Consider the following 26,665-nt stretch of genomic DNA (forward strand, 5'->3'; position numbering starts at 1 on the left):
GCGCCGCGGCTATCTGGCGGCGCGCACGCGGGTTATTCCAATTCGACCAAAAGGTCCTTGGCGTCGATCTGGGTGCCGGGGGTGACGTGAACGGCCTTGATGGTGCCGTCGCGTTCGGCATGCAGGCCGGTTTCCATTTTCATGGCTTCGATGGTCAGCAGCAGGTCGCCCTGTTTGATCTTCTGTCCGACGCTTGCGCCGACCGAGGCGACAACGCCGGGCATCGGCGCGCCGATGTGGTTGGGGTTGCCGGCTTCTGCCTTGGGGCGTGCGGCTGTTGCGGCGGTGACCAGGCGGTTCGGAACGCGGATCACCCGGGGCTGGCCGTTCAACTCGAAGAACACCTTCACCTCGCCCTTTTCGTCGGTGTCGCCAATGGCTTGCAGGCGGATTTCCAGAGTCTTGCCGGGGTCGATCTCGGCGCTGATTTCCTCGCCCGGTTCCATACCATAGAAGAAGGTATGGGTTGGAAGCGTCCGCACCGGGCCATAGCTGCGGTGGCGGCCCATGTAATCCAGGAAGACCTTGGGATACATGAGGTATCCGTTCAGATCCTCGTCATCGATGCTCATGCCTTCCAACTCGGCGGAAAGTTTGCCACGGGTCTCTTCGATGTCTACCGGGGCGGCCTTTAGCCCTGGTCGGTCGAGATTGGGCTTTTCTCCTTTCAGCACTTTCTTGAGGATGGTGTCGGGAAAACCGCCCGGCGGCTGGCCGAGGTTGCCGCGCATCATGTCGATCACCGAGTCGGGGAAAGACACCTCGGTTTTCGGGTCTTCGACCTGCGCGCGTGTCAGTCCCTGAGACACCATCATCAGCGCCATGTCGCCCACCACCTTGGAGGAAGGCGTGACCTTGACGATGTCGCCGAACATGCGGTTCACATCGGCATACATCTGCGCCACCTCGTGCCAGCGTTCTTCCAGCCCCATCGAGCGGGCCTGCGCCTTGAGGTTGGTGAACTGCCCACCCGGCATCTCGTGCAGATAGACCTCGGAAGCCGGGGCCTGCATGCCCGATTCGAATGCCGCGTACTGGCCGCGTACCGCCTCCCAGTAATCCGAGATTTCGCGGATCGCCCCGATGTCGAGCCCGGTGTCGCGGTCGGTGTGGCGCAGCGCCTCGACCACCGAACCCAGCGTGGCTTGCGAGGTATTGCCCGAGAGCGCGTCCATCGCGCAATCGACCGCATCGACGCCCGCCTCAGATGCGGCCATGATGGTGGCGATGGCCACCCCGGCGGTGTCGTGGGTGTGGAAGTGGATCGGCAGGCCAACCTCTTCCTTCAGCGCCTTGACCAGCACGCGGGCGGCAGCGGGTTTCAGCAGGCCCGCCATATCCTTGAGGCCCAGGATATGGGCCCCGGCGTCGCGCAATTGCTTGCCCATCGCCACGTAGTACTTGAGGTCGTATTTGGCGCGGTCCGGGTCGAACAGATCGCCGGTATAGCAGACCGTGCCTTCGCAAATCTTGCCCGACTCGACCACCGCATCCATCGCCACGCGCATGTTTTCGACCCAGTTCAGCGAATCGAAGACGCGGAACACGTCGATGCCGGTTTCGGCGGCCTGTTTCACGAAGAACTTGACCACGTTGTCGGGGTAGTTGGTATAGCCGACCCCGTTGGCCCCGCGCAGCAGCATCTGGGTCATCAGGTTGGGCATCCGCTCGCGCAGGTCACGCAGGCGCTGCCAGGGGCATTCCTGCAGGAAGCGATAGGCCACGTCAAAGGTCGCGCCGCCCCAGCATTCCATCGAGAACAGCTGTGACAGGTTGGCGGAATAGGCAGGCGCCACTTTGATCATGTCGATCGATCGCATCCGCGTCGCCAGCAGCGACTGATGCCCGTCGCGCATCGTGGTGTCGGTGATCAGCAGCTGGCGCTGTGCCTTCATCCAGTCGGCCACCGCCTGCGGGCCCTTCTGCTCCAGCAGGTTGCGGGTGCCCATCATTGGCTCACCTCTCAGCGCGGGGGGCTTGGGCGCCTTCAGATCGGCGGCGGGCAGGGGGCGGTTCTTGGTTTCCGGGTGCCCGTTGACCGTGATGTCGGCGATATAGGTCAGCACCTTGGTGCCCCGGTCGCGGCGGCTGCGGAAGTTGAACAGCTCGGGCGTCGTGTCGATGAACTTGGTGGTGTATTCGTTCGACAGGAAGGTCGGGTGTTTCAGCAGGTTCTCGACAAAGGCGATGTTGGTCGACACGCCGCGGATGCGGAATTCGCGCAAGGCCCGGTCCATCCGGGCGATGGCCATCTCGGGCGTCGGCGCCTTGGCGGTGATCTTCGTCAGCAGCGAATCGTAGTAGCGCGTGATGACCCCGCCCGCGTAAGCCGTGCCGCCATCCAGCCGGATGCCCATGCCTGTCGCACTGCGATAGGCGGTGAGGCGGCCATAGTCGGGGATGAAATTGTTCTGCGGATCCTCGGTTGTGACGCGGCATTGCAGCGCGTGGCCGGTCAGGCGCACGTCATCCTGACTGTCCTTGCCGGTGGCCTCGGCAATTGTCTTGCCTTCGGCAATCAGGATCTGGGCGCGCACGATGTCGATGCCGGTCACCTCTTCGGTGACGGTATGTTCGACCTGCACGCGGGGGTTCACCTCGATAAAGTAGAACTGGCCCGACTCCATATCCATCAGGAATTCGACGGTGCCCGCGCATTCGTAATTCACGTGTTTGCAGATGCGATAGCCAAGTTCGCAGATCTCGGCGCGCTGATCTTCGCTCAGGTAGGGCGCGGGGGCGCGTTCGACGACCTTCTGGTTGCGGCGCTGGACCGAACAGTCGCGCTCGAACAGATGGTACATGTTCCCGTGCTTGTCGCCAAGGATCTGCACTTCGACGTGGCGGGCGCGGGTGATCATCTTTTCAAGATAGCCCTCGCCGTTGCCAAAGGCGGCCTCGGCCTCGCGGCGGCCTTCCTTGACCTTGTCTTCCAGCTCCTCCGGCTTTTCGATCGGGCGCATGCCGCGACCGCCGCCGCCCCAGGACGCCTTCAGCATCAGCGGATAGCCGATTTCGGCGGCCTCTGCCTTGATCGCCTTCATATCGTCGCCCAGCACTTCGGTTGCCGGGATCACCGGCACGCCGGCCTCGATGGCGACCTTGCGGGCGCTGGCCTTGTCACCCAGCTTGCGCATGGTCTCGGCGCGCGGCCCGATAAAGGTGATGCCCGCCGCGTCACAGGCATCGACGAATTCCGGGTTTTCCGACAGCAGGCCATAGCCGGGGTGGATCGCATCGGCGCCCGACTCGCGCGCCACGCGGATGATTTCCGGGATCGACAGATAGGCGGCCACCGGGCCCAGACCTTCGCCAATGCGATAGGCTTCGTCCGCCTTGAAGCGGTGCAGGCCCAGCTTGTCTTCCTCGGCATAGACCGCGACGGTCTTTTTTCCCATCTCGTTGGCGGCGCGCATGATGCGGATGGCAATCTCGCCCCGGTTGGCGATCAGGATCTTCTTGAAGTCTGGCATGGGTCTTCTCCGTGTTCGGCAAAAGCCTAGGATAATGCTGTCGCAGCGTAAACATGCCGCAGGTGCAAAATGGAGCTGCGGAAATTCATCTGGTGTTACAGGGGCGTATGGTGAAACGGCTTGGGCAGGTCGGTCAGCACGGGTGCGCCCAATTGGCCCATATTTGCGACCATGTCGCGCTGAAGCATGTCAATCAGGTGTGCCGGGCCGGCCGCGCCAAGCGCAGCAAGGGCAAAGTGAAAGGCGCGGCCCAGCATCACGAAATCGGCCCCCAGCGCGAGCGCGCGCAGGATATCCAGCCCCGATTCGATGCCGCTGTCGAAGATCAGCGGCAGGCGGGTGGCTTCGCGGATCGCGGGCAGCACCTCGATTGTTGCGGCGGCCCCGTCAAACTGGCGTCCGGCGTGGTTGCTGACCCAGATCGCATCGGCGCCCAGTTGTTCCAGCGTGGCGCAATCCTCGGGGCGCATCACGCCCTTGATCAGCAGCGCGCCCTCCCAATGATCGCGCAGCCATTTGACGTATTCGGCATCCGGCGAGGTGCGCAGCAGGTATCCCACATGGGCGGTTGGCGGCAGGTGCGCGCGATCCCCGCTGATATACTTGTCGAGCATCCGCATATGCGGAATGCCGCGCCGCGCCATGCCCAGCGCCCAGGCGGGACGCAGCGCGGTCTGCGCCAGCAGGCGCGGCGTCATCACCGGGGGAGAGGTCAGGCCCGACCGCGTCTGGCGTTCGCGGCGCGAGGCGACGGGCACATCCACCGTCAGGATCAGCCCGGTAAACCCCGCGTCGCGGGCGCGGGCCAGCATATCGTGGCGGATGCCTTCATCTTTGGGTGGATACAGCTGAAACCACGCGTTCTTGCCCAGATGCGGGGCGAGGTCTTCGGGGCTCTGGCTGGCGACCGTGCTCAGGCAATAGGGAATGCCGGCGGTGGCGGCGGCACGGGCAAGGGTGCACTCGGCGTCGGGCCAGATCAGCCCCGACATGCCGACCGGCGCAATCCCCACGGGCAGGGGGTAATCCTGGCCCAGAAAGCTGCAGGAGGTGCTGGTGTCCTGCGTGCCGTGCAGGATCGAGGGCGCAAAGCCGACCAGGTCCAGCGCGGCGCGGTTGCGCGCCTTTGTCGCCTCGGAGCCGGTGCCGCTGTCCAGATACTCCCAGACGAATTTCGGCACGCGCCGTCGCGCGCGGGCCTTCAGATCATCGACGCCGGGGAAGGTGCTGTGCAGGTCCATGCGCGGCATTTGCGTCGCTCGATTCGGAAATGTCCAGACTGTTAGCGCTGCCCGAAAGCGCACGCGAAACTTGGCGTGAATTGAAGGAACAAAGGTGGAACGGTTCTTTCCAATCGCCGGGCGATCGTCTATCTAGGAGCCATGAGCAGTTTCGACGATATCGACGCTTTCGAGGCGGCATCGCTGTCGGCCCGTGCCATGGCGGCGCGTCCGGCCCCCTATCTGGACGGGCTGAACCCGGCGCAGCGCGACGCGGTGGAACATCTGGACGGGCCGGTGCTGATGCTGGCGGGGGCGGGCACGGGCAAGACACGGGCGCTGACCGCGCGCATCGTGCACCTGCTGTCGGTGGGCAAGGCGCGCCCGAACGAAATTTTGGCGGTGACCTTCACCAACAAGGCCGCGCGCGAGATGAAGAACCGCGTAGGCGACATGCTGGGCCAGTCAATCGAGGGGATGCCCTGGCTGGGCACCTTCCACGCGATCTGTGTCAAGCTGTTGCGCCGCCATGCGGAACTGGCCGGGCTGAAATCGAATTTCACCATTCTGGATACCGACGATCAGATCCGCCTGCTGAAGCAGCTGATCCAGGCGGAAGGCATTGATGACAAACGCTGGCCCGCACGGATGCTGGCCAATATCATCGACGGCTGGAAGAACCGCGCGCTGACGCCCGACAAGGTGCCCACCGCCGATGCGGGCGCCTACAATCACCGCGGGGCGGAGTTGTACGCCCAGTACCAAACCCGCCTGCGCGAGTTGAACGCCGTCGATTTCGGCGATCTGCTGCTGCATATGGTCACGATCTTCCAAACCCACGCCGACGTGCTGGAGCAATATCAACGCTGGTTCCGCTATATTCTGGTGGACGAATATCAGGATACCAACGTCGCCCAGTACCTGTGGCTGCGGCTGCTGGCGAGTGCGCACAAGAATATCTGCTGTGTCGGCGACGACGATCAGTCGATCTATGGCTGGCGCGGCGCCGAGGTGGGCAACATCCTGCGGTTCGAAAAGGATTTTCCCGGCGCCCATGTGGTGCGGCTGGAGCAGAACTATCGCTCGACCCCGCATATTCTGGCCGCCGCATCGGGCGTGATCCGGGGCAATCAGGGGCGCCTTGGCAAAGAGCTGTGGACCGAGGCGGAAGAGGGCGAAAAGCTGCGCCTGATCGGCCATTGGGACGGCGAGGAAGAAGCGCGCTGGATCGGCGAAGAGATCGAGGCGATGCAGCGCGGCACGCGTGGAATGCGGCCGATGGGGCTGGACCAGATGGCGATTCTGGTGCGCGCCAGCCACCAGATGCGCGCGTTCGAAGACAGGTTCCTGACCATCGGGCTGCCCTATCGGGTCATCGGCGGGCCGCGATTCTACGAACGGCTCGAGATTCGCGATGCGATGGCCTATTTCCGTGTGGTCACAAGCCCCGACGACGATCTGGCGTTCGAACGCATCGTCAATACGCCCAAGCGCGGGCTTGGCGACAAGGCGCAGCAGGTGATTCAGCGTGTGGCGCGGGCCAATGGCGTGAACCTTGTGGAAGGCGCACGCATGGCTGTGGACGCCGGCGAGATCAAGGGCAAGGGCGGGGGCGAGCTGCGTCGCCTGATCGAGAGCATCGACCGCTGGTCCGCCATGGCGCGCGGGCCGCAGCGCGTGCTGGACCGGGACGACGACAGCGTGCTGGACGACGGCCCCACCCCGATGGAGCCCGGCGGGCTGGACCATCTGGAACTGGCCGAGACCATTCTGGACGAATCCGGCTATACCGCCATGTGGCAGAACGACAAGACGCCAGAGGCACCGGGGCGGCTGGAGAACCTGAAAGAACTGATCAAGGCGCTGGAAAGCTTTGATAACCTCCAGGGCTTTCTGGAGCACGTCAGCCTGATCATGGACAACGAGCAGGCCGATGCGGAGCAGAAAGTTACAATCATGACCCTGCATGCGGCCAAGGGGCTGGAATTTCCCGCCGTGTTCCTGCCGGGATGGGAGGATGGGCTGTTCCCGTCGCAGCGCAGCATGGATGAAAGCGGGCTGAAGGGGTTGGAGGAAGAACGGCGGCTGGCCTATGTCGGCATCACCCGCGCCGAGGAGATTTGTACCATTTCCTTTGCCGGGAACCGCCGCGTGTTCGGCCAGTGGCAATCGGCGCTGCCGTCGCGGTTCATCGACGAATTGCCCGAACAGCATGTCGAGGTGCTGACGCCTCCGGGGCTCTACGGTGGCGGCTATGGCGCCGCCGGGTCGGTCAGCGGCGGGATGCAGCAGCGCATGGCCGATGCCGATGGCTACAACTCTCCGGGGTGGAAGCGGTTGCAGTCGCGCGCGGGCCAGCGCGGCACGGCGCAACCGTCCGAAGTGCGCAGCACGGTGATCGACATGACCGCCGTCAGCGCCTTTGCCATGGGCGACCGGGTGTTTCACCAGAAATTCGGCTATGGCGCGGTGACAGGGATCGAGGGCGACAAGCTGGAAGTCGATTTCGAGAAGGCCGGGGTCAAGAAGGTCGTGGCGCGGTTCGTGACCAGCAGCGACGACGTTCCGTTCTAGCAGGGTCGGCGGGGGCGCTGCCCCCAGCCGCTGCGCGGCTTCCCCCGGGATATTTGTGCCCCAAAGAAGCCGGGTTATTTGAGCGGGTGCGAGACCAGTTTGTTCAGTTTTCCTGCGTGGTCGGTGATGGTTTTCGACCGCGAGGACACTTCGCTGACCACGTCGTCGATGTCTTTGCTGATATCCTTGTAGGCCGACATCATCTGGGCGACGAGCGCCTCTGCCTCGCGTTCCAGCTGTTCGCATTGCGGGACCAGCTTGGCGGCGGTTTTGGGGGCGATCAGCAACAACGAGTCGAATTGAGCTTGTTTCTTGGTCAGCTTGGTCAACACGTCGAAGAGCGCGACCCAATACCCCTTGTTCTTTTCCACCGCCTTCTTGCCGAGCTCACGATGGCCTTCGACCGCTTGGCGCAGCATGATCCCTTCGACCATGATCTTGTCCATCAGGTTGACGTAGGCAGCGTTGTTCTTTTGCTCGGCCTTGGCGGCCTTTTGCAGAATGCGGCCATCAGTGGCTGTCATTTCCGGCAGCGGGCCGCCCATCAGGATCGCCGCCTCGGTAAGGCCGCCGACCGCGCCATCGGGTTTCATCTTGGCCTTTTTCTGGAAAGCCTGAACGGCGGCTTTGGTCAGCGGGCCGAAAATGCCATCGACTTTGAGCTTTGGCTTGGCACCGAGCCGGTTCAGATCGGTTTGCAGCCGCTCGACGGGCTTGCCTTTGCTGCCTTGCTTCAAAAGTCCCATGAAAACCCCCTGAAAAATAGGGCGAGGGTACAGCGGCGGCGCGAGTCGGCCTAGAAATTTCGAGGCAGAAAACAAAAACGGCGACGCCAAGGGAGGAGGAGGGCGTCGCCGTTCGTTGCAACATCCGAAGCTAGAGGGAGGAGAAGCCCCGGACGTATCTGGCCCGGCTGATCTGCCGGTATCTTGGTAAGGTCGCGGCGGCACCAGGGAGGAGGAGGGTGCCGCCGCTCTCTTACAACACCAGGGGCACAGGGAGGAGCGGCCCGAGGTGTATTCTGCTCCGGCGTCGTGCCGGGAATTTCGGTTCGAGGCGCGGCGGCACCAGGGAGGAGGAGGGTGCCGCCGCTCTCTTGCAACACCAAGGGCACAGGGAGGAGCGGCCCAAGGTGTATTCGGGTCCGGCGTTCAGCCGGGGTATTAGGTGCGACGGCATCGGGGAGGAGGATGATGCCGCCGCTGAACACAGACACTCCAGGGAGGAGGAGAGGAGTGCCTGATCTCTTAATTCCTGTCCGGGCGTTCGACCTTTGGGCCTGGTGTCCGGTAGTGCGCTGTGTTGCGCCTTATTTCGATACTCAAAATAACGAATTGCTGCGTTTGCACAATAGATGCTTTTTCAATGCTGCTATGCGGCAAGCGCATGGATAGGCAGAGTTTTTTGGAAAGGCTCGTGCTGCAACAGAGAAACTTTTGTTGCGTGACCTAACGGAAATAGGATGATTTTGCCTGCGAAATGGGCGAATTGCATATGATCTGAGCGGTGTGACGCTGGTGGCGCCATCAGTTTCTGCATCGGGCACGATTTTTGTGACGCCATGTCGCAACAGCCGTCTTGCCGAAAGTTATCGTCTCCTTTCTCGCGACACACATTCTGTTTGCGGGGTGCGAGTTGTCCGCGACTCGCGTCGGAATCAGGATGACGCTGCCCCCGGGGCCGCCACTGCGGTGGGAAGCTGTGGGATCGGTGGGAATACATGGGACAGACTCTGCGAGCATCCGAATCACGGGGCCGTGACGGGCCGTGATTTGAGCGAATTCGCCCCGATTGCGGTGGGGTGTCCGGCGTATCGGGTGTTGCAGTGCTGCCGGTTTGGGGCAGGTTGAACTTTTTTCTGGGAATGGATGGGAATTTCTTAGGTCGCCGCTTTGGGGCTATATATGGTGTGCGTTTTGTCACGAAAATCTATATGCGCGAAGACTTCGCGGGTTCTTCTTAAAAATATAGCGATCTTGGGCTGCGTTCCCGGTCGGGCGGGTCCAAATTCCCGTAAAATTCTCTTGCTTCCCATGATCTCCCATGGCATCCCTCTGTCATCGGATGAGGACGAGACAGCTCAGGGGCAACAAACGACCCCGAACCAATAAAAAGCAGGTTTCATACAGGCACTTCGCTTCATCAGACCAAGAGATCCGGCGCGCGGGCGAGCAGACATCCCCCCAGGTGGCGCGCGCAGCTGGACACCCCGCACAGCGGGACGAGGGGCGGCGGGTTGATCAGTGGCAGCAGATCAACGCGCCGTTTCTCATTTCTGGGGGTCAACTCGCGGGGGCGCGGACAAAGGGCAGGGCAGGTGAGCCGCAGGTTCAGAGGCGAAAGCCAGCATAAGGTGGACAGCAAGGGCAGGGTCTCGATCCCGGCCCAGTTTCGCCGTGTGCTCGAAACCTGCGACCCGAACTGGCAGGCGGGCGGCAACCCCGAGTTGGTCATCGTCTATGGTGACAAGCGCCGCGGCTACCTTGAATGCTATACCATCGAGGCGATCCAGGAAGTGGACGCCAAGATCGCCGCCTTGCCGCGTGGATCGGGCCCGCGCAAGACGCTGGAACGCCTTTTCAACCGTCAAAGCTATCAGATGAGCGTGGATGAGACCGGCCGCCTTGTGCTGCCGGCCAAACTGCGCGATCGGATCGGGCTGGACGGCGAGGCGGTGTTTGCCGGCGCGGGCGATACGTTTCAAATCTGGCACCCCGACGCCTATGACATCGAAACCGCCGAATCCGATGCGGCGCTGGAAGAATTGCCCGAGGATTTCGACCCGCTGATGTACCTGGACGGGATCACGCCCGACCAGCTGAAGGGGTAGGCGCATGGCACCGGATCGCCCAGATACATCGTCCGACACGCCCAAGGCCCCGCATGTTCCGGTTCTGCTACGCCCGCTGATCGAGCGGGTGTCGCCCGTTTCGGGGGTCTGGCTGGATGGCACATTCGGCGCGGGTGGCTATACCCGCGCGCTGTTGCAGGCCGGGGCCGAGCGGGTAATCGCGGTGGACCGTGACCCGCTGGCGTTTCAGATGGCGCAGGGTTGGGCGGGCGATTATGGCGACCGGCTGGTGATGCAGCCCGGCGTGTTTTCCAGGATGGACGACTACGCCCAGGATTTGGACGGCGTGGTGCTGGACTTGGGCGTGTCGTCCATGCAGCTGGATCTGGCCGAGCGGGGCTTTTCCTTCATGAAGGACGGCCCACTGGACATGCGCATGTCGCAGGACGGGCCAAGCGCGGCTGACATCGTCGCGACGGCGAGCGAGGCGCAGCTGGCCGATATCCTGTTTCATTACGGTGAGGAGCGCGCCAGCCGCCGCATCGCGCGGGCGATCCTGCGGGCACGCGAAGAGGCGCCGATAAAAACCACGCTGCAACTGGCAAAGCTGGTCGAATCCTGCCTGCCGCGCGCAAAGCCCGGGCAATCGCACCCGGCGACCCGCACATTTCAGGCGCTGCGCATCGCGGTGAACGGCGAATACGAAGAACTCTATCGCGGGCTGATGGCCGCCGAGCGGGCGTTGAAGCCGGGCGGGCTGCTGGCGGTGGTCAGCTTTCACTCGGTCGAGGATCGTATGGTCAAACGCTTCCTTGCCGCGCGAGCGGGGCAAAGCGGGCAGGCCAACCGCTATGCGCCGGTGCAGGATGAAAGCCCGGCGCAATTCGTGGCCGAGCCGAAGAAATCCATCGCGCCCGACGCCGAGGAACTGGAACAGAATCCGCGCGCACGCTCGGCCCGGTTGCGGATTGCGCGGCGCACCGATGCGCCCGCCGGAACGGTCGAGCCGCGCGAGATTTCAATGCCGCAGGTGGGCGAGGGACGCACATGAGAAACCTGGTGTATATCCTGACCGCGCTGGCGGTCTTTGGTCTGGCGTTCTGGGCCTATCGCGAAAACTATGCCACGCAGACCGTGCTGAAGCAGACCCAGCGGTTGCAGCGCGACATTGGCGCGGCGCAAATCCGGCTGGGCGTGTTGCGGGCGGAATGGGCCTATCTGAACCGCCCCGACCGGCTGATCGAGCTGGCCGAGCTGAATTTCGACCGTCTGGGCCTGCTGCCGCTGCGTCCCGATCAGTTCAGCCGCATCGACGAGGTCAGCTTTCCGCCGCCGCCCGAAGTGGGCGAGTCGCTTGAGTTGCCGGTGGTGAACCCGATCGACATTTCCACGATGACGATGCTTGATAGCGGGGAAAACCCATGATCCGCACGCCGCTGCGCCCGCTGGCCCGTATCCTTTCCGCCCGCGACCGGGGCGAAAACCCCGATGCCATCGAACGCGAGAACATTCGCCGTCGCCACGAGGATATGCAGGACAGGTCGCGCGCCCGGGCCGAGGGGCGGCTGCTGGTGCTTGGGCTGTTCTTTTTCTGCGCCTTCACCGTGGTTGGCGCGCGCATGGGCGTGATTGCCACCGCCGAGCCCGCCGAGCCGCTGGCCAACGCGGGCGGCACCCCGATCGCGGCGCAGCGTGGCGACATCGTGGACCGCAACGGCCATATCCTTGCGACCAACTTTGAAACGCACTCTCTCTATGCGCAACCGCCGATCCTGATCGACCCCGAGGCCGCCGCCAAGGGGCTGGCGCGTATCTTTCCCGACCTCAGCGAAGAGCGGTTGATCAAGGATTTCACCGGCAAGCGCAAATTCGTCTGGATCAAGAAGAAGATCAGCCCCGAGCAGAAACAGGCGGTGCATGATCTGGGTGATCCCGGTCTGCTGTTCGGCGCGCGCGAGATGCGGCTGTATCCCAACGGCCCGCTGGCGGCCCATGTGATGGGCGGCGCGTCTTTCGGCAAGGAGGCGGTGAACGCGGCCGAGGTGATCGGCACCGCCGGCGTGGAAAAACAGTTCGATACCTACCTGCGCGACCCGGCCAACGCGGGCAAGCCTCTGCAACTCTCGCTGGATCTGACGGTGCAGGCCGCGGCCGAACGGGTGCTGTACGGCGGCATGAAGATCATGAACGCCAAGGGGGCCGCCTCGATCCTGATGGATGTCCATACCGGCGAGGTGATCAGCGTCGTCAGCCTGCCCGATTTCGACCCGAACGACCGTCCGCGCCCGCCGACCTCGGGGTTTGACCCCTCGGTCAGCCCGCTGTTCAACCGCGCGGTGCAGGGCGTGTACGAACTCGGCTCGACCTTCAAGATCTTCGCCGCCGCGCAGGCGATGGAGCTGGGGCTGGTCACGCCCGAGACGATCATCGACATTCGCGGCCCGCTGCGCTGGGGCAAGTTCCGGATCAGCGATTTCCACTATTACGGCAAGGAGTTGTCGGTCACCAAGGTGATCGCCAAGTCGTCGAACATCGGCACCGCGCGCATGGCCCAGCAGATCGGGGCCGAGCGGCAGCAGAAATTCCTCTCGGCGCTGGGCTTCTTCGATGCCACGCCTTTCGAGATTGTCGAGGCAAGCGGCGGAAAACCGCTGTTGCCGCCGAACTGGTCCGAGCTGTCGGCGATGACGATTTCCTATGGGCACGGGCTGTCCGCCAGCCCGATGCATCTGGCCGCCGCCTATGCCGCCATCGCCAACGGCGGGCACTATGTTGCGCCCACGATCCTGCGCAAGGAGGGCCCGCAATACGGCCCCCGCGTGATGTCGGAAGAGGTGGCCAAAGCCTCGCGTACAATGCTGCGTCAGGTGGTGACCGAAGGCTCTGCCTCTATGGGCGAAGTGCCGGGATACGCGGTTGCGGGCAAGACGGGCACCGCCGACAAGCCCAAACCGCGCGGCGGCTATTACGAGGACAAGGTGATCGCGACCTTCGCCACCATGTTCCCCGCGCATGACCCGCGCTATGTGCTGGTGGTGACGCTGGACGAGCCCTCGGAAAATTCCGGGTCCGAGCCGCGCCGCACGGCTGGCTGGACCGCCGTTCCCGTCGCGGCCGAGCTGATCGGGCGCATCGCGCCGCTGCTGGGGCTGCGACCGGACGTTGAACCCAAGGTGCTGGCTGGTGTAACCCTGACCTCATCCAACTGACCGGGGCACATGGGCATGACCAATTCGGGGGCAACGAAACCGTTGAGCGCGCTGGCGCTGACGGCGCGCGGCGGGCATGACCCCCAGATCACGGGCCTCTCGGTTGACAGCCGCGACATCCGGCCCGGCGTGCTGTTCGCGGCGCTACCCGGTACGAATGTGCATGGTGCAACCTTTATCGAAACCGCCTTGCAGGCCGGGGCCGGGGCCATCCTGACCGACCGCGACGGGGCCGACATGGCCGCCGATGCGCTGGCAGGTCACGATGCCGCGCTGGTCATCGCCGAAGACCCGCGTCAGGCGCTGGCCGGGGCGGCGGCGCTGTGGTTCGGCGCGCAGCCCGGCGTGATGGCGGCGGTGACGGGCACCAATGGCAAAACCTCGGTTTCGACCTTCCTGCGCCAGATCTGGACGGAACTGGGCCATAGCGCGATCAACCTTGGCACCACCGGCGTTGAAGGCGCGTGGAGCGCGCCGCTGAAACACACCACGCCCGAGCCGATCACCCTGAACCGCGCGCTGGCACAGGCGGCGGCCCATGGCGTGACCCATGCGGCGATGGAAGCTTCCAGCCACGGGCTGGCGCAGCGCCGGCTGGACGGGGTGCACCTGCGCGCGGCGGGGTTCACCAACTTCACCCAGGACCATCTGGATTACCACGCCAGCTTTGACGACTATTTCGATGCCAAGGCCGGGCTGTTCCGCCGCGTGCTGCCCGATGAAGGCACCGCCGTCGTGAACCTTGACGACCCGCGCGGCCCCGAGATGCGCGCCATCGCCGCCGCGCGCGGCCAGAAGGTGCTGACAACGGGGCGCGGCGTCGGCGATCTGATCCTGCTGAACCAGCGGTTCGACGCCACGGGGCAGGACATCCGGTTTTCCTTCGGCGGGCGCACCTACCAGACCCGGCTGAACTTGATCGGCGGGTTTCAGGCGGAAAACGTGCTGCTGGCCTGCGGGCTGGCGATTGCCTGCGGTGATGCCCCCGATTCCGTGTTTGATACCTTGCCGCACCTCACCACCGTGCGGGGCCGGATGCAGCTGGCCGCGCAGCGCGGCAACGGCGCGTCGGTCTTTGTCGATTACGCCCATACGCCCGACGCGGTGGCGACAGCCCTGCGCGCCCTGCGCCCGCATGTGATGGGCCGCCTGATTGCCATCATCGGCGCGGGCGGAGACCGTGACGCGGGCAAGCGGCCACTGATGGGGCAGGCCGCGGCAGACCATGCCGACGCTGTGATCGTGACCGACGACAACCCGCGCAGCGAAGACCCGCGCGTGATCCGCGCGGCCGTTCTGGCCGGCGCACCCGGTGCCACCGAAGTGGCCGACCGGGCCGAGGCGATCCTGCGCGGCGCCGATATGCTTGGCCCGGGCGATGCGCTGCTGATCGCGGGCAAGGGGCATGAGACCGGGCAGATCATCGGCGACGATGTGCTGCATTTCGACGATAGCGAACAGGCCAGCGTCGCCGTGGCCGCGCTGGACGGGAGACTGGCATGACAGCGCCTCTTTGGACCGCTGATGAGGCCGCAAAGGCCACTGGCGGCACGGCCACGACCGACTGGCAGGCCACAGGCCTGTCGATCGATACACGTACGCTTGCACCGGGCGATCTGTTCATCGCGCTGACCGCGGCGCGGGACGGGCATGATTTCGTAGCTGCCGCGCTGGACAAGGGCGCCGCCGCCGCGCTGGTGACGCACCGCCCCGATGGCGTGGCCGAGGATGCACCGCTGCTGATCGTGCCCGACGTGCAGGCGGGGCTAGAGGCGCTGGGGGTTGCGGGGCGCGCACGCACGCGGGCGCGGGTGGTGGCGATAACCGGTTCGGTCGGCAAGACCTCGACCAAGGAAATGCTGGCGGGCATTTTAGGCGATCAGGGGCAGGTCCATGCCAGCGTCGCCAGCTACAACAACCATTGGGGCGTGCCGCTGACGCTGGCGCGGATGCCCGCCGAGACAGAATTTGCGGTGATCGAGATCGGGATGAACCATCCCGGTGAAATCGCGCCGCTGGCCCGGATGGCCCGGCCCCATGTCGCGCTGATTACCACCGTGGCCGCGGCGCATCTCGAGGCGTTCGACTCGGTGGCCTCTATCGCGGTGGAAAAGGCCAGCATTCTTGACGGGCTGGAACCGGGTGGCGTGGCGGTGCTGAACGCGGATATCGACACCGCCGCGATCCTTGCGGCCAAGGCGGCAGACCTGCGTGCGCGCACCATCGGCTTTGGCTGGCAGGGCACTGATTTCAAACTGAAAGATGTGCAGGTGACGGCAGATGCCACCGTGGTACAGGCCGAGTCTGACGGCGCGCCGCTGCTGTTCAAGCTGGGCACGCCGGGGCGGCATTTCGCGATGAACGGTCTGGGCGCGCTGGCGGCGGCGCAGGCGCTTGGTGCCGACATGGCGCTGGCCGCGATGAGCCTGGGCCGCTGGACGCCTTACCGGGGCCGGGGCACGCGCGAAACCATCTGGCTCGATCCGGTGGAAACCGATCTATGGCTCGAACTGATCGACGATGCCTATAACGCGAACCCGACCTCGATGGCTGCCGCGCTCGAGGTACTGGCCGCCGCGCCGGTGCGCAATGGAACGGGGCGGGTGTCAAAAGGGAGGCGCATCGCCTTTCTGGGCGATATGAAGGAGTTGGGGGGCGACGCTGCCGCGATGCACGCCGAGCTGGCCCGCCACCCGGCATTGGCGAAGATTGACACGATCCATTGCATCGGCCCGATGATGGCGCATCTGCACAAGGCGCTGCCCGAAGCGCAGCGCGGCCAATGGGCCGAGACCAGCGCCGAAATCGCCGCCGACGTGCGCCACAGGCTGGATAGCGGCGATGTTGTGCTGGCCAAGGGCTCGCTCAGCATGAAGGTCGCCACGGTCGTTGACGCCATCCGCAAAATGGGTCATGCGCGCCCGGATACGGTTCTGGCCGCCGAGGAGTGAGCCACCGATGACTGAACTGCCAGACAGGACAACCGCCACATGCTTTACTGGCTGACCGCGCTTTCGGACGGGGGGGATTTCTTCAACCTGTTCCGCTATATCACCTTCCGCGCCGGGGGGGCTTTCCTGACCGCGCTCGTGTTCGGGTTCCTGTTCGGTCGGCCACTGATCGCGGTGCTGCGGCGCACGCAGGGCAAGGGCCAGCCGATCCGCGATGACGGCCCCGAGGGGCATTTCGTCAAGGCGGGCACGCCGACGATGGGCGGTTTGCTGATCGTGGGGGCACTGACCACGGCCACGCTGCTTTGGGCGCGGCTCGACAATCCGTTCGTGTGGCTGGTGCTGTTCGTCACGCTGGCCTATGGGCTGATCGGTTTTGCCGACGATTACGCCAAGGTGTCGAAACAGAACACCAAGGGCGTGCCGGGCAAGCTGCGGATTTTGCTGGGTATTCTGATTGCCGGGGTGGCGGCCTTTCTGGCCAGCGCCTTCCACCCGGCCGAGTTGCAGAACCAGCTGGCGCTGCCGGTTTTCAAGAACACGCTGATCAATCTTGGCATCCTGTATATTCCCTTTGCGATCTGCGTGATCGTGGGGTCGGCCAATGCGGTGAACCTGACCGACGGGCTGGACGGTCTGGCGATCATGCCGGTGATGATTGCGGCCTCCACGCTGGGGGTGATTGCCTATGCGGTGGGGCGGGTCGACTTTACCGAATATCTGGATGTGCATTACGTGCCGGGCACCGGGGAAATCCTGATCTTTACGGCTGCGCTGTTTGGCGGCGGACTGGGGTTCCTGTGGTACAACGCGCCGCCAGCGGCCGTGTTCATGGGCGACACCGGCAGCCTTGCGCTGGGTGGCGCGCTGGGGGCCATCGCGGTGGTCACGAAACACGAGTTGGTGCTGGCCGTGGTCGGCGGGCTGTTCGTGGTCGAGGCGCTCTCGGTCATCATTCAGGTGCTGTATTTCAAGCGCACCGGGCGGCGCGTGTTTCTTATGGCGCCGATTCACCACCATTATGAAAAGAAGGGCTGGGCCGAGCCCACCATCGTGATCCGGTTTTGGATCATCTCGCTGATCCTCGCGATGATCGGTCTGGCGACGCTGAAGGTGCGCTAGGGACGAGGGAGCAGGGGGCTCTGCCCCCCTCCGCTTTGCGGAGTCCCCCGGGATATTTGGCCCCAAAGAATTGGACTTAGAACACCGACCAGTCCATGGCACGAGCGAGAAGTTCCATCGCTTCGGTGCCGAGTTTCGAATTGCCATAGGCATTGAGCCCCGGCGACCAGACCGCGACCGAAGCACGCCCCGGCACGATGGCGAGAATTCCTCCGCCCACGCCGCTTTTGGCGGGCAGCCCGGTGCGGAAGGCGAATTCGCCCGATCCGTCGTAATGCCCGCAGGTCAGCATCAGCGCGTTCAGGCGGCGGATACGGGGGCGGGCGACGAGGTTGGGCATGCCGGGCGCGCCGATCAGGAAGCGCCCGGCGCGGGCCAGCTGGCGGGCCGAAAGCTCGATCGCGCATTGGTGGAAATAGGTGCCCAGCGTCAGTTCCGGCGCGTGGCGCAGGTTGCCGCAGGCGCGCAGGAAATTGGCCAGCGCATAGTTCCGGTGGCCGTGCGCGTTTTCCGACAAAGCCACCTTGTCGTTGATATAGATGCTGTCGTCGCCCGCCGCGGCGCGCACGAAGCCGAGGATTTCGGCCAGCGCCTCTTTTGGCGGGCGCCCCGAGAGGATTTCATCGGTCACGACGATGGCGCCTGCATTGATGAAGGGGTTGCGAGGGATGCCCTGTTCGTATTCGAGCTGCACGATCGAGTTGAAGGCCGAGCCCGAAGGTTCGCGGCCCACCCGCGCCCAGAGTTGATCGCCTGCGCGGCCCAGCGCGATGGCCAGCGCGAAGACCTTGGTCACGCTTTGCGCCGAAAACGGCGTGTCGGCGGCGCCTGCGGTCAGCATCTCTCCGCCTGCGGTGGCAACCGCGATGCCGAATTGCCTGGGCGGGATTCGGGCGAGTTCGGGGATATAGCTGGCGACCTGGCCCCAGTCGTCGCTGGCCTGCATCCGGGTTGTGATCGTGTCGAGCGCCTGTTGCAGGCGGGCGGTATCCATGGGCGGTCCTTCGCTGGGCGCGGCGGGGTTGTGGGGGGCGCGCGTTCTGCGCATTGTGCCGCGCGACAGGATAAGGGGACAGTGTAAATGATTCCGGTCAAGGGTGTTGCGGGGCAGCGGATTGCGGTGCTGGGGCTGGGGCGGTCTGGTCTGGCCGCGGCGCGGGCGCTGCGCGACGGCGGGGCAGAGGTGGTGGCTTGGGATGACAACCCCGCTGCGCGGGCGACTGCCGAGGGCGAGGGGTTCGCAACCGCCGATCTGACGCGGGCCGGGGCCTTTGATCAGATCGCGGCGCTGATCGTGTCGCCCGGCATTCCGCATCTCTACCCTGCCCCGAACCCGGTCGTGATGGCCGCACTGCGGGCCGGTGTGCCCGTGGACAACGACATCGGGTTGTTCTTCCGGTCGTTCGCGACCGAGGAATGGCACAGTTTCGACATGCTGCCGCAGGTTGTCGCGGTGACGGGATCGAACGGGAAATCCACCACCTCGGCCCTGATCCACCACATCCTGAGCCATGCGCAGCGTCCCGCGCAGTTGGCGGGCAATATCGGGCGCGGTGTGCTTGATCTGGACCCAGCGGCGGATGGCGATGTGATCGTTTTAGAACTGTCATCGTATCAGACCGATCTGGCCCGCGCGTTGACGCCGGATGTGGCGGTGTTCACCAACCTCAGCCCCGACCATCTGGACCGGCATGCCGGGCTGGGCGGCTATTTCGCCGCGAAACGGCGGCTGTTTGCCGAGGGCGGGCCCGACCGCGCGGTGATCGGGGTGGACGAACCCGAAGGCGCCTATCTGGCCGGGCAGATGGCCGAGGGGCCGACGGATGACCGGGTGATCCGCGTCTCGGTGGCCGCGAAGCTGACCGGGCCGGGGTGGCAGGTGTTTGCGCGCAAGGGGTTCCTGTCGGAGTATCGCAAGGGGCGTCAGGTGGCCTCGATCGATTTGCGCGAGGTGGCGGGGCTGCCCGGGGCGCACAACCATCAGAACGCCTGTTGCGCCTATGCGGTGGCGCGCACGCTGGGCCTTGCGCCGCGGGTGATCGAGGCGGCGTTGCACAGCTATCCGGGGCTGCCGCACCGCAGCCAGATCGTCGCGCAGGCGGGCGGCGTGACCTATGTGAACGACAGCAAGGCGACCAATGTCGACAGCGCGGTGCAGGGGCTGCGCGCCTTTTCCAACATCCGCTGGATCTGTGGCGGATTGCAGAAGGAAGGCGGGCTGGAGGCGCTGAACGCGGCGTCGGGCAATGTGGCCAAGGCCTATGTGATCGGGCGGGAGGCGGCGCAATTCGCGCTGCAACTGACCTGCGAGACCGAGATTTGCACCGATATGGCGACCGCCGTCGCCCGCGCTCATGCCGAAGCGCAGCCGGGCGATACCGTGCTGCTGGCCCCGGCGGCGGCCAGTTTCGATCAATACGACAACTTTGAGAAACGCGGCGAGGCTTTCGCCGCCGAAGTCGCAAAGGTGACGGCCGGTTAGGCGTCGATCAGGGTCAGCATCCGGTTCTCGGTCGCAGACAGCCCGCGCAGCCCGGCGCCTTCGGGCGTTTGCGGGGTGTCCAGCAGGTCGATCACCTTGGGGTGGATGTAGGAATTGCGCGCCACGGTAGGGGTGTTCGCCAGCCGCGTGGCGGCGGCTTCGGACAGGGCCTTGATCGTGTCGGCGCCACCCTCGACTGCCTCGAACGCGGCAAGGGACCCGGCCCAGGTGCGGAACACCTTGGCGGTGGTGTCGCTGCCCGCGGCATCAGAGAGGTAGGCGTTCAGCCCGCCCGAGGTCAGGCTGCGCGCGATGCCGTCGTCATCGACCCACGACATCAGCGTCGCCCCCGGCAGGTCGCGCACCGTTTCCAGCACGCGCAGCAACTTGCGGTCGGTCAGGCGGCGGCGCACGGCCAGCCCGCCCTTGGCCGTGTAGCTGAGGTTCAGCCCCGTGCGGGTCAGCCGCAGGTGCCGCCGGGTCAGCGTCAGCGCGCCATAGGATCCGTTTTCGCGGGTATAGGCCTTGTTCCCGACGCGCAGCGACAGCCGGTCGATCAGCAGCGCGGCGGCGGCCAGGGCAAACGCCTCGCTTCCCACCTCTTCCGCCAGATCGCGGGCGATGCGGCGGCGGATGCGGGGCAGGGTGCGCCCGAATTCGGCCAGTCCGCCGAATTTCAGCAGGGCGCGGGCCTCGGCCCAATCGGGGTGATAGCGATATTGCTTGCGATGGCGGGCGTCCATGCCGGTGGCCAGCAGATGCCCACGCGCGTGCGGGCTGATCCAGACGTTATCGTAGGCGGGCGGCACAGCCAGCGCCTCGATCCGGGCGCGTTCGGCGCCGCGCGCGATGGTGGTGCCATCGGCCCCGCGATAGCTGAACCCGCGCCCGCAGCGCACCCGGGTGATGCCCGGCTCGCTGTCGGGATACCACAGCAGCCCCTTGGGAACCTCGGCCGTGCCCATGTTACTTGTGCCGCACTTCCGAGACGAGTTTCAGCACCTTTTGCCCATCGTCCTGTTCGATCACCAGTGCCGGATCGTCGGAAGAGCCATTGCGGGAGATATAGCTGCCGTTGATCTTGCGTTCGATCCGGTCTTCGTGGCGCTCGGTCACCTTGCCCTCGGCGGTGCCATTGCCCCAATCCCACTGAACCGTGCTGCCCTTGCGGATTGTCATCTGTGCCTCCCGGGGATGTGTGCCGGGAAAACGCCGCTAGACCTGTGGCGGTTCCGTGCCCGCGCGGGCGGCGATGGCGGTGCCGGCGGCGTGCCCCGAAGACCAGGCCCATTGGAAATTGTAGCCGCCCAGCCAGCCGGTCACATCCACCGCTTCGCCGATGGCGAACAGCCCGGGCAGCGCCTTGGATTCCATGGTTTTCGACGACAGCCCGTCGGTGTCGATGCCGCCCAGCGTCACTTCTGCGGTACGATACCCTTCGCTTCCAGACGGGGTCAGGTGCCAGCTGCGCAAGCCATCAACCAGCGTCTCGAGCGTGGCGTCCGATTGGTCGGCCAGCCGTGCGTCCAGCGGGACCGGAGTTGGCAAGGCCTCGACCAGACGGGCGGGCAGGGCACGCGCCAGAACGGTGCGCAGGGCGCGGCGGCCCTCGCTCTGACGGGTGTCGCGCAGCAGCTGCAACAGCGCGCCGGACGGGTCCAGATCGGCGACGATCTCCTCTCCCTCGCGCCAGTAGGACGACAGTTGCAGAACCGAGGGCCCCGACAGCCCGCGATGGGTGAACAGCATCGCCTCGTCAAAAGATGCGCGCGCGTTTGACAGCCGCACGGGCAGCGCCACGCCGGACAGATCGGCAAAGCGGTCGTTCGGAAAGGTAAAAGGCACCAGCGCGGGGCGCGTTTCGGTCATCGCAAGCCCGAACTGCTGCGCGATGTCATAGGCCAGTCCGGTGGCCCCCATCTTGGGGATGGATTTGCCGCCTGTGGCCAGCACGAGGTTCGGTGCGCTGACATCCTGGCGCTGCCCGTCGCGGTCCAGCGTGACATGGAACAGCCCATCGGCATGGCGCACCCCGGCGACCGAGGTGGCCAGCCACAGCTCGGCCCCTGCGCGCGCCATTTCGTCGCGCAACATCTGCACGATCTGCGTCGCGCGCCCGTCGCAGAACAGCTGGCCCAGCGTCTTTTCGTGCCAGGCGATGCCGTATCGCCCGACCAGATCAAGGAAATCCCACTGCGTATAGCGCGCCAGCGCCGATTTGCAGAAATGCGGATTGGCCGACAGGAAGTTTTCCGGCGTCGCGCCCATGTTGGTGAAATTGCAGCGCCCACCGCCGGAAATACGGATCTTTTCGCCCGGGGCGCGGGCATGGTCCACCACCAGCGTGCCGGGCCCGGCGTGGGCGGCACACATCATGCCGGCGGCCCCGGCGCCGAGGATGATCGTGGTATAGCGCATGGCGCGCCTTATGCCCGCCGGCGAGGCATGACGACAGGGCAAAATGCGCAAGGACCCGCAAACACGCGCCCGTGACCGAATGGGCCCCATCAATCTGCTGGCCTGAACGCGCAAATCACGCTATCCTTGGCGAACGAGACCCCGAAAACGGGGCGGTAGAGGCAGAAAACGGCGGTTGGCCATGACAGAGATGGTGTACGGCGCGGCTCCGGATCGGGGCGGCGAACCTATTCTTCCACGGTGGTGGCGCACGGTCGACAAGCTGTCGATGACCTGCGTTCTGCTGCTGTTTGTGGTCGGGCTGCTGCTGGGGCTGGCCTCTTCCCCGCCTTTGGCCGCGCGCAATGGCTTTGACGCTTTCCACTATGTCCAGCGTCAGGCGGTGTTCGGCTCGGCCGCGCTGGTGGCGATGTTCCTGACCTCGATGATGTCGCCGGTGCTGGTGCGGCGGCTGGCAACGATCGGCTTTCTGGGCGCCTTCATTGCGCTGGCGCTGCTGCCGTTTTTCGGCACCGATTTCGGCAAGGGCGCGGTGCGCTGGTTCAGCCTTGGGTTTGCCAGCGTGCAACCTTCGGAGTTCCTGAAGCCCGGGTTTGTCGTGGTGGCGGCGTGGCTGATCGCGGCAAGCCAGGAAATCAACGGCCCGCCGGGCAAAACATGGTCCTTCTCGCTGTGTGTCGCCATCGTGCTGATGCTGGCGATGCAGCCGGACTTCGGGCAGGCCTGCCTTGTGCTGTTTTCCTGGGGTGTGATGTATTTCGTCGCCGGCGCGCCGATGCTGCTGCTGGTATGCATGGCCGGGCTGGTGGTGCTGGCCGGGACGGTGGCCTATTCCAGCTCGGAACACTTCGCGCGTCGGATCGACGGCTTCCTGTCGCCGGATGTCGACCCGACCACCCAGCTGGGCTATGCCACTAACGCCATACGCGAAGGCGGGCTGTTCGGCGTCGGCGTGGGCGAGGGGCAGGTGAAATGGTCGCTGCCCGATGCGCATACCGATTTCATCATTGCGGTGGCCGCCGAAGAATACGGGCTGATCCTGGTGCTGGTCATCATCGCGCTGTACACGGTGGTTGTCGTGCGCTCGCTGCTGCGGCTGATCCGCGAACGCGATCCTTTCATCCGGCTTGCGGGCACCGGGCTGGCCTGCGTGTTCGGCGTGCAGGCGATGATCAACATGGGCGTGGCCGTGCGCCTGCTGCCCGCCAAGGGCATGACCCTGCCCTTTGTCAGCTACGGTGGGTCATCGCTGATTGCGGGTGGCATCGCGTTGGGCATGTTGCTGGCGCTGACGCGGACCCGGCCCCAGGGACAGATCAGCGACCTGCTGCGCGGGCGCGGAAGATGAGCGCGCCTTACCTGGTGATTGCCGCAGGCGGCACGGGCGGGCATATGTTCCCGGCCCAGGCGCTGGCCGAGGCGATGCTGCGCCGGGGCTGGCGGGTGCGGCTGTCAACAGATGCGCGCGGCGCGCGCTATACCGGCGGCTTCCCCCATTCGACCGAGATCACCGAGGTGCAAAGCGCGACCTTCGCGCGTGGCGGCGCACTGGGCCGCGCGATGGTGGTGCCCAAGATCGCGCTGGGCGTGGCGCGCACCGCCTGGAACATGTACCGCGACCGTCCCGATGTCGTGGTGGGCTTCGGCGGCTATCCTTCGATCCCGGCGCTTGGGGCGGCAACGCTGCTGAAGCTGCCGCGCATGATCCATGAACAGAACGGCGTGCTGGGCCGCGTGAACCAGATTTTCGCCCCCCGCGTGGAGGCTGTGGCTTGTGGTGTCTGGCCCACCGCGCTGCCCGAAGGGGCCGAAGGCATCCACGTCGGCAACCCCGTTCGCGCCGCCGTGCTGGAGCGTCAAGGGGCGAGCTATATCACGCCGGGCGACTACCCCATGTCGCTGCTGGTCATCGGTGGCAGCCAGGGCGCGCGCATCCTGTCGGATGTGGTGCCGCAGGCTATCGCCCTGCTGCCCGAACCGATGCGCGCCAACCTGCGCGTGGCGCAGCAGGCCCGCCCCGAAGACCTGGATCGCGTCAGCGCTGCCTACGCCGAGCTGGACGTGCGCGCCGATGTGCAGGCGTTCTTCACCGACATTCCCCGCCGCATGTCCGAGGCGCAGCTGGTGATCTCGCGCGCGGGGGCGTCTTCGATCGCCGATCTGACCGTGATCGGGCGGCCCTCGATCCTGATCCCCTTTGCCGCCGCCGCCGGAGACCACCAGACCGCCAATGCGCGCGGGCTGGTCGAGGCCGGGGCGGCCATAAAGATACCCGAATCGGCGCTTGACCCCAGCACGCTGGCCGCGCAAATCGAAACGATCCTTGCCAACCCCGCAGGTGCCGCGCAGATGTCGCGCGCGGCCATGGCGGTGGGGGCACCCGATGCGACCGAACGGCTGGTCGCGCTGGTCGAAGAACTTGCACAAAGGGAACCCGCATGACCCCAGCCACCAAATTGCCCGGCGACGTTGGGCCGATCCATTTTGTCGGCATTGGCGGCATCGGTATGTCGGGCATCGCCGAGGTGCTGATCAACCACGGTTACACTGTGCAGGGGTCCGACCTGAAAACCTCGCGCATCACCGACCGGCTGGCAGGGCTGGGCGCCACAATCTTTGAAGGCCAGCGCGCCGAGAACCTGGAAAACGCCGAGGTGGTCGTGATTTCCTCGGCCATCAAGACGGGCAACCCCGAGTTGGACGAGGCGCGGCGGCGTGGTCTTCCGGTGGTGCGGCGGGCCGAGATGCTGGCCGAGCTTATGCGCCTGAAATCCAACGTTGCCATCGCGGGCACCCACGGCAAGACGACGACCACGACGATGGTCGCCACGCTGTTGGACGCAGGCGGGCTCGATCCGACCGTCATCAACGGCGGCATCATCCACGCCTATGGCTCGAACGCGCGGGTGGGTCTGGGCGAATGGATGGTGGTCGAGGCCGATGAATCCGACGGCACCTTCAACCGGCTGCCGGCCACAATCGCCATCGTCACCAATATCGACCCCGAGCATATGGAGCATTGGGGCAGCTTCGACGCGCTGCGCGACGGGTTCCACGAATTCGTGTCGAACATCCCCTTCTACGGGCTGGCGGTGTGCTGCACCGATCATGTCGAGGTGCAGCGCCTTGTGGGCCGCATCACTGACCGGCGCGTGGTGACATACGGCTTCAACGCGCAGGCCGATGTGCGCGCGGTGAACCTGCACTATGAAAAAGGCGTGGCCCATTTCGACATCGCGCTGCAAGCCGACGAGATTGTGATCGAGGGCTGTACCCTGCCGATGCCGGGCGATCACAACGTGTCGAACGCGCTGTCGGCGGTGGCCGTCGCCCGCCACCTTGGCATGAAGGCCGAGGAAATCCGCACCGCGCTGGCCAATTTCGCTGGGGTCAATCGCCGCTTTACCCGCGTGGGCGAGGTGGATGGGGTGACCATCATCGACGATTACGGCCACCACCCGGTGGAAATCGCCGCCGTGCTGAAAGCCGCACGGCAAGCGACCGAGGGCCGGGTGATTGCCGTACACCAGCCGCATCGCTATTCGCGCCTGTCGTCGCTGTTCGATGATTTCTGCAACTGCTTCAACGAGGCCGACGTGGTCGCCATCGCCGAGGTCTATGCCGCCGGAGAGGACCCGATCCCCGGTGCCTCGCGCGATGACCTGGTCAGCGGGCTGATCCGCCACGGCCACCGCCACGCCCGCGCCATCGTGTCGGAGGACGATCTGGAGCGGCTGGTCCGCGAACAGGCGCGCCCCGGTGACATGGTCGTGTGTCTTGGCGCCGGGACGATCAGCGCTTGGGCAAACGCGCTGCCCGAGCGGCTGACCAATAAGGGAGCGGCGGCATGAGCACCTCGATCCTGCTGGCGGCGGCCTGGGTTTTCGCGGCGACGGCTGTCGCCTTCCTGCCGCTGCGCCTGCAGATGGTGCCGGGGCTGGCGCTGATGATCGCGGCGCCGCTCGTCATTGCCTACCTGGGCTTTCAGCACGGAGCGGTCGCGGCCATCGCCGGGACTGCCGGGTTCATTTCGATGTTCCGCCAGCCGCTGCGCCATTTCTTGGGGCGCCTGCGGAGACGGGCACAGGAACCGGTCGAATGACGCTCTCACTGGTGCTTGCGGCGCTCTGGGGCTTGGCGGCGAACATAATCGCCCTGTTGCCCAGCCGCGATCACCACTGGCGCAGTGCCTATGCGCTGATTGCCGTCGGCATCCCGATCGTCGGGTATGTCACCTGGCAGAACGGCCCCTGGGTCGGTCTGGCCGTACTTGTCGCAGGGATGAGCGTGCTGCGCTGGCCCGTGATCTATCTGTTCCGCTGGCTCCGCACACGGGTGTCAGGTGGCGCGGCGCGCTGATTTCGGCACGTTTCCTCATTGCCTGCCGAAAGGTGATTCCCGTTCCCGCCGGAATGGATTAACAGG

The 26,665-nt window shown here is 65.3% G+C and carries 21 protein-coding genes; 14 read left to right on the forward strand and 7 right to left on the reverse strand.

Going from position 1 to position 26,665, the window contains the following annotated elements; all coding sequences use genetic code 11:
• Window positions 1-32: 32 nt before the first annotated feature.
• Window positions 33-3,473, reverse strand: coding sequence for a pyruvate carboxylase (locus tag FGK64_RS08035; RefSeq protein WP_138863298.1), 3,441 nt, complete (start codon window positions 3,471-3,473; stop codon window positions 33-35).
• A 95-nt stretch (window positions 3,474-3,568) separates the two neighbouring features.
• On the reverse strand, window positions 3,569-4,723 hold the full coding sequence (locus tag FGK64_RS08040) for an alpha-hydroxy acid oxidase (protein ID WP_138863299.1): 1,155 nt from the start codon (window positions 4,721-4,723) through the stop codon (window positions 3,569-3,571).
• Window positions 4,724-4,855: 132 nt separating this feature from the next.
• Here FGK64_RS08040 and FGK64_RS08045 point away from each other — a divergent pair, with 132 nt between their 5' ends.
• Window positions 4,856-7,267 carry an ATP-dependent helicase gene (locus FGK64_RS08045; protein WP_138863300.1) on the forward strand — a complete coding sequence of 804 codons (2,412 nt, stop codon included), beginning with the start codon at window positions 4,856-4,858 and terminating at the stop codon, window positions 7,265-7,267.
• 74 nt (window positions 7,268-7,341) lie between these two features.
• On the opposite strand, the gene FGK64_RS08050 is transcribed toward FGK64_RS08045, so the two are convergent.
• The gene (locus FGK64_RS08050; RefSeq protein WP_138863301.1) at window positions 7,342-8,013 is read right to left on the reverse strand and encodes a peptidoglycan-binding domain-containing protein; all 672 of its coding nucleotides are present in this window, start codon (window positions 8,011-8,013) and stop codon (window positions 7,342-7,344) included.
• A gap of 1,571 nt (window positions 8,014-9,584) precedes the next feature.
• Between FGK64_RS08050 and mraZ the strand changes: the two genes are divergently transcribed.
• From mraZ to mraY, 7 genes are read left to right on the forward strand one after another with little or no spacing between them, the layout of a single operon-like run.
• A complete protein-coding gene (mraZ, locus tag FGK64_RS08055) occupies window positions 9,585-10,097 on the forward strand; it encodes a division/cell wall cluster transcriptional repressor MraZ (protein ID WP_138863302.1) in 513 nt (170 codons plus the stop codon).
• A 4-nt stretch (window positions 10,098-10,101) separates the two neighbouring features.
• On the forward strand, window positions 10,102-11,109 hold the full coding sequence (rsmH, locus tag FGK64_RS08060; RefSeq protein ID WP_138863303.1) for a 16S rRNA (cytosine(1402)-N(4))-methyltransferase RsmH: 1,008 nt from the start codon (window positions 10,102-10,104) through the stop codon (window positions 11,107-11,109).
• Window positions 11,106-11,483 carry a cell division protein FtsL gene (gene ftsL, locus FGK64_RS08065; RefSeq protein ID WP_138863304.1) on the forward strand — a complete coding sequence of 126 codons (378 nt, stop codon included), beginning with the start codon at window positions 11,106-11,108 and terminating at the stop codon, window positions 11,481-11,483. The genes rsmH and ftsL overlap by 4 nt, the downstream gene beginning before the upstream one ends.
• On the forward strand, window positions 11,480-13,267 hold the full coding sequence (locus FGK64_RS08070) for a peptidoglycan D,D-transpeptidase FtsI family protein (RefSeq protein WP_138863305.1): 1,788 nt from the start codon (window positions 11,480-11,482) through the stop codon (window positions 13,265-13,267). The genes ftsL and FGK64_RS08070 overlap by 4 nt, the downstream gene beginning before the upstream one ends.
• A gap of 15 nt (window positions 13,268-13,282) precedes the next feature.
• Window positions 13,283-14,770 (forward strand): UDP-N-acetylmuramoyl-L-alanyl-D-glutamate--2,6-diaminopimelate ligase, encoded by a 1,488-nt coding sequence (locus FGK64_RS08075; RefSeq protein WP_138863306.1) that lies wholly within the window; start codon window positions 13,283-13,285, stop codon window positions 14,768-14,770.
• Window positions 14,767-16,218 (forward strand): UDP-N-acetylmuramoyl-tripeptide--D-alanyl-D-alanine ligase, encoded by a 1,452-nt coding sequence (locus FGK64_RS08080; RefSeq protein WP_138863307.1) that lies wholly within the window; start codon window positions 14,767-14,769, stop codon window positions 16,216-16,218. Before FGK64_RS08075 ends, FGK64_RS08080 begins: the two co-directional genes overlap by 4 nt.
• Before the next feature lie 39 nt (window positions 16,219-16,257).
• Window positions 16,258-17,340 (forward strand): phospho-N-acetylmuramoyl-pentapeptide-transferase, encoded by a 1,083-nt coding sequence (gene mraY, locus FGK64_RS08085; protein ID WP_138863308.1) that lies wholly within the window; start codon window positions 16,258-16,260, stop codon window positions 17,338-17,340.
• Between the two features lie 76 nt (window positions 17,341-17,416).
• Here the strand turns inward: mraY and FGK64_RS08090 are convergent, their stop codons facing one another.
• On the reverse strand, window positions 17,417-18,334 hold the full coding sequence (locus FGK64_RS08090) for a glutaminase (RefSeq protein ID WP_138863309.1): 918 nt from the start codon (window positions 18,332-18,334) through the stop codon (window positions 17,417-17,419).
• 87 nt (window positions 18,335-18,421) lie between these two features.
• Here FGK64_RS08090 and murD point away from each other — a divergent pair, with 87 nt between their 5' ends.
• Window positions 18,422-19,822 carry a UDP-N-acetylmuramoyl-L-alanine--D-glutamate ligase gene (gene murD / locus FGK64_RS08095; RefSeq protein WP_138863310.1) on the forward strand — a complete coding sequence of 467 codons (1,401 nt, stop codon included), beginning with the start codon at window positions 18,422-18,424 and terminating at the stop codon, window positions 19,820-19,822.
• Here murD and FGK64_RS08100 read toward each other — a convergent pair.
• The 3 genes from FGK64_RS08100 to FGK64_RS08110 are packed head-to-tail and all read right to left on the reverse strand — an operon-like array spanning window position 19,819 to window position 22,240.
• Complete coding sequence (locus FGK64_RS08100) at window positions 19,819-20,787, reverse strand: DNA topoisomerase IB (protein ID WP_138863311.1); 969 nt, start codon at window positions 20,785-20,787, stop codon at window positions 19,819-19,821. The genes murD and FGK64_RS08100 overlap by 4 nt on opposite strands.
• Before the next feature lies 1 nt (window position 20,788).
• Window positions 20,789-21,001, reverse strand: coding sequence for a hypervirulence associated TUDOR domain-containing protein (locus FGK64_RS08105; protein ID WP_138863312.1), 213 nt, complete (start codon window positions 20,999-21,001; stop codon window positions 20,789-20,791).
• A gap of 36 nt (window positions 21,002-21,037) precedes the next feature.
• Entirely contained in the window at window positions 21,038-22,240 is a 1,203-nt protein-coding gene (locus tag FGK64_RS08110; RefSeq protein WP_138863313.1) for a BaiN/RdsA family NAD(P)/FAD-dependent oxidoreductase, read from the reverse strand.
• Window positions 22,241-22,421: 181 nt separating this feature from the next.
• Between FGK64_RS08110 and ftsW the strand changes: the two genes are divergently transcribed.
• Genes ftsW through FGK64_RS08135 form a run of 5 tightly spaced genes read left to right on the forward strand, consistent with a single transcriptional unit; the run spans window position 22,422 to window position 26,599 of the window.
• Window positions 22,422-23,588 (forward strand): putative lipid II flippase FtsW, encoded by a 1,167-nt coding sequence (gene ftsW / locus FGK64_RS08115; RefSeq protein ID WP_138863314.1) that lies wholly within the window; start codon window positions 22,422-22,424, stop codon window positions 23,586-23,588.
• Window positions 23,585-24,682 carry a UDP-N-acetylglucosamine--N-acetylmuramyl-(pentapeptide) pyrophosphoryl-undecaprenol N-acetylglucosamine transferase gene (locus FGK64_RS08120; protein ID WP_138863315.1) on the forward strand — a complete coding sequence of 366 codons (1,098 nt, stop codon included), beginning with the start codon at window positions 23,585-23,587 and terminating at the stop codon, window positions 24,680-24,682. Before ftsW ends, FGK64_RS08120 begins: the two co-directional genes overlap by 4 nt.
• Window positions 24,679-26,091: a UDP-N-acetylmuramate--L-alanine ligase gene (murC, locus tag FGK64_RS08125; RefSeq protein WP_138863316.1), complete on the forward strand. Its 1,413-nt coding sequence runs from the start codon at window positions 24,679-24,681 to the stop codon at window positions 26,089-26,091. Before FGK64_RS08120 ends, murC begins: the two co-directional genes overlap by 4 nt.
• Entirely contained in the window at window positions 26,088-26,342 is a 255-nt protein-coding gene (locus tag FGK64_RS08130; protein WP_138863317.1) for a DUF2484 family protein, read from the forward strand. Before murC ends, FGK64_RS08130 begins: the two co-directional genes overlap by 4 nt.
• Window positions 26,339-26,599 (forward strand): DUF2484 family protein, encoded by a 261-nt coding sequence (locus tag FGK64_RS08135; protein WP_138863318.1) that lies wholly within the window; start codon window positions 26,339-26,341, stop codon window positions 26,597-26,599. The genes FGK64_RS08130 and FGK64_RS08135 overlap by 4 nt, the downstream gene beginning before the upstream one ends.
• Window positions 26,600-26,665: the final 66 nt, after the last annotated feature.

The organism is Arenibacterium halophilum, from assembly GCF_005938225.1.
In the GTDB taxonomy this organism is placed as follows: domain Bacteria; phylum Pseudomonadota; class Alphaproteobacteria; order Rhodobacterales; family Rhodobacteraceae; genus Arenibacterium; species Arenibacterium halophilum.

Excerpts from the sequence above, each read along its gene's own strand:
- FGK64_RS08035 (WP_138863298.1), bottom strand. The coding sequence starts at position 3,473 with ATGCCAGACTTCAAGAAGATCCTGATCGCCAACCGGGGCGAGATTGCC.
- FGK64_RS08040 (WP_138863299.1), bottom strand. The coding sequence starts at position 4,723 with ATGCCGCGCATGGACCTGCACAGCACCTTCCCCGGCGTCGATGATCTG.
- FGK64_RS08045 (WP_138863300.1), top strand. The coding sequence starts at position 4,856 with ATGAGCAGTTTCGACGATATCGACGCTTTCGAGGCGGCATCGCTGTCG.
- FGK64_RS08050 (WP_138863301.1), bottom strand. The coding sequence starts at position 8,013 with ATGGGACTTTTGAAGCAAGGCAGCAAAGGCAAGCCCGTCGAGCGGCTG.
- rsmH (WP_138863303.1), top strand. The coding sequence starts at position 10,102 with ATGGCACCGGATCGCCCAGATACATCGTCCGACACGCCCAAGGCCCCG.
- ftsL (WP_138863304.1), top strand. The coding sequence starts at position 11,106 with ATGAGAAACCTGGTGTATATCCTGACCGCGCTGGCGGTCTTTGGTCTG.
- FGK64_RS08070 (WP_138863305.1), top strand. The coding sequence starts at position 11,480 with ATGATCCGCACGCCGCTGCGCCCGCTGGCCCGTATCCTTTCCGCCCGC.
- FGK64_RS08075 (WP_138863306.1), top strand. The coding sequence starts at position 13,283 with ATGACCAATTCGGGGGCAACGAAACCGTTGAGCGCGCTGGCGCTGACG.
- FGK64_RS08080 (WP_138863307.1), top strand. The coding sequence starts at position 14,767 with ATGACAGCGCCTCTTTGGACCGCTGATGAGGCCGCAAAGGCCACTGGC.
- mraY (WP_138863308.1), top strand. The coding sequence starts at position 16,258 with ATGCTTTACTGGCTGACCGCGCTTTCGGACGGGGGGGATTTCTTCAAC.
- FGK64_RS08090 (WP_138863309.1), bottom strand. The coding sequence starts at position 18,334 with ATGGATACCGCCCGCCTGCAACAGGCGCTCGACACGATCACAACCCGG.
- murD (WP_138863310.1), top strand. The coding sequence starts at position 18,422 with ATGATTCCGGTCAAGGGTGTTGCGGGGCAGCGGATTGCGGTGCTGGGG.
- FGK64_RS08100 (WP_138863311.1), bottom strand. The coding sequence starts at position 20,787 with ATGGGCACGGCCGAGGTTCCCAAGGGGCTGCTGTGGTATCCCGACAGC.
- FGK64_RS08105 (WP_138863312.1), bottom strand. The coding sequence starts at position 21,001 with ATGACAATCCGCAAGGGCAGCACGGTTCAGTGGGATTGGGGCAATGGC.
- FGK64_RS08110 (WP_138863313.1), bottom strand. The coding sequence starts at position 22,240 with ATGCGCTATACCACGATCATCCTCGGCGCCGGGGCCGCCGGCATGATG.
- ftsW (WP_138863314.1), top strand. The coding sequence starts at position 22,422 with ATGACAGAGATGGTGTACGGCGCGGCTCCGGATCGGGGCGGCGAACCT.
- FGK64_RS08120 (WP_138863315.1), top strand. The coding sequence starts at position 23,585 with ATGAGCGCGCCTTACCTGGTGATTGCCGCAGGCGGCACGGGCGGGCAT.
- murC (WP_138863316.1), top strand. The coding sequence starts at position 24,679 with ATGACCCCAGCCACCAAATTGCCCGGCGACGTTGGGCCGATCCATTTT.
- FGK64_RS08130 (WP_138863317.1), top strand. The coding sequence starts at position 26,088 with ATGAGCACCTCGATCCTGCTGGCGGCGGCCTGGGTTTTCGCGGCGACG.
- FGK64_RS08135 (WP_138863318.1), top strand. The coding sequence starts at position 26,339 with ATGACGCTCTCACTGGTGCTTGCGGCGCTCTGGGGCTTGGCGGCGAAC.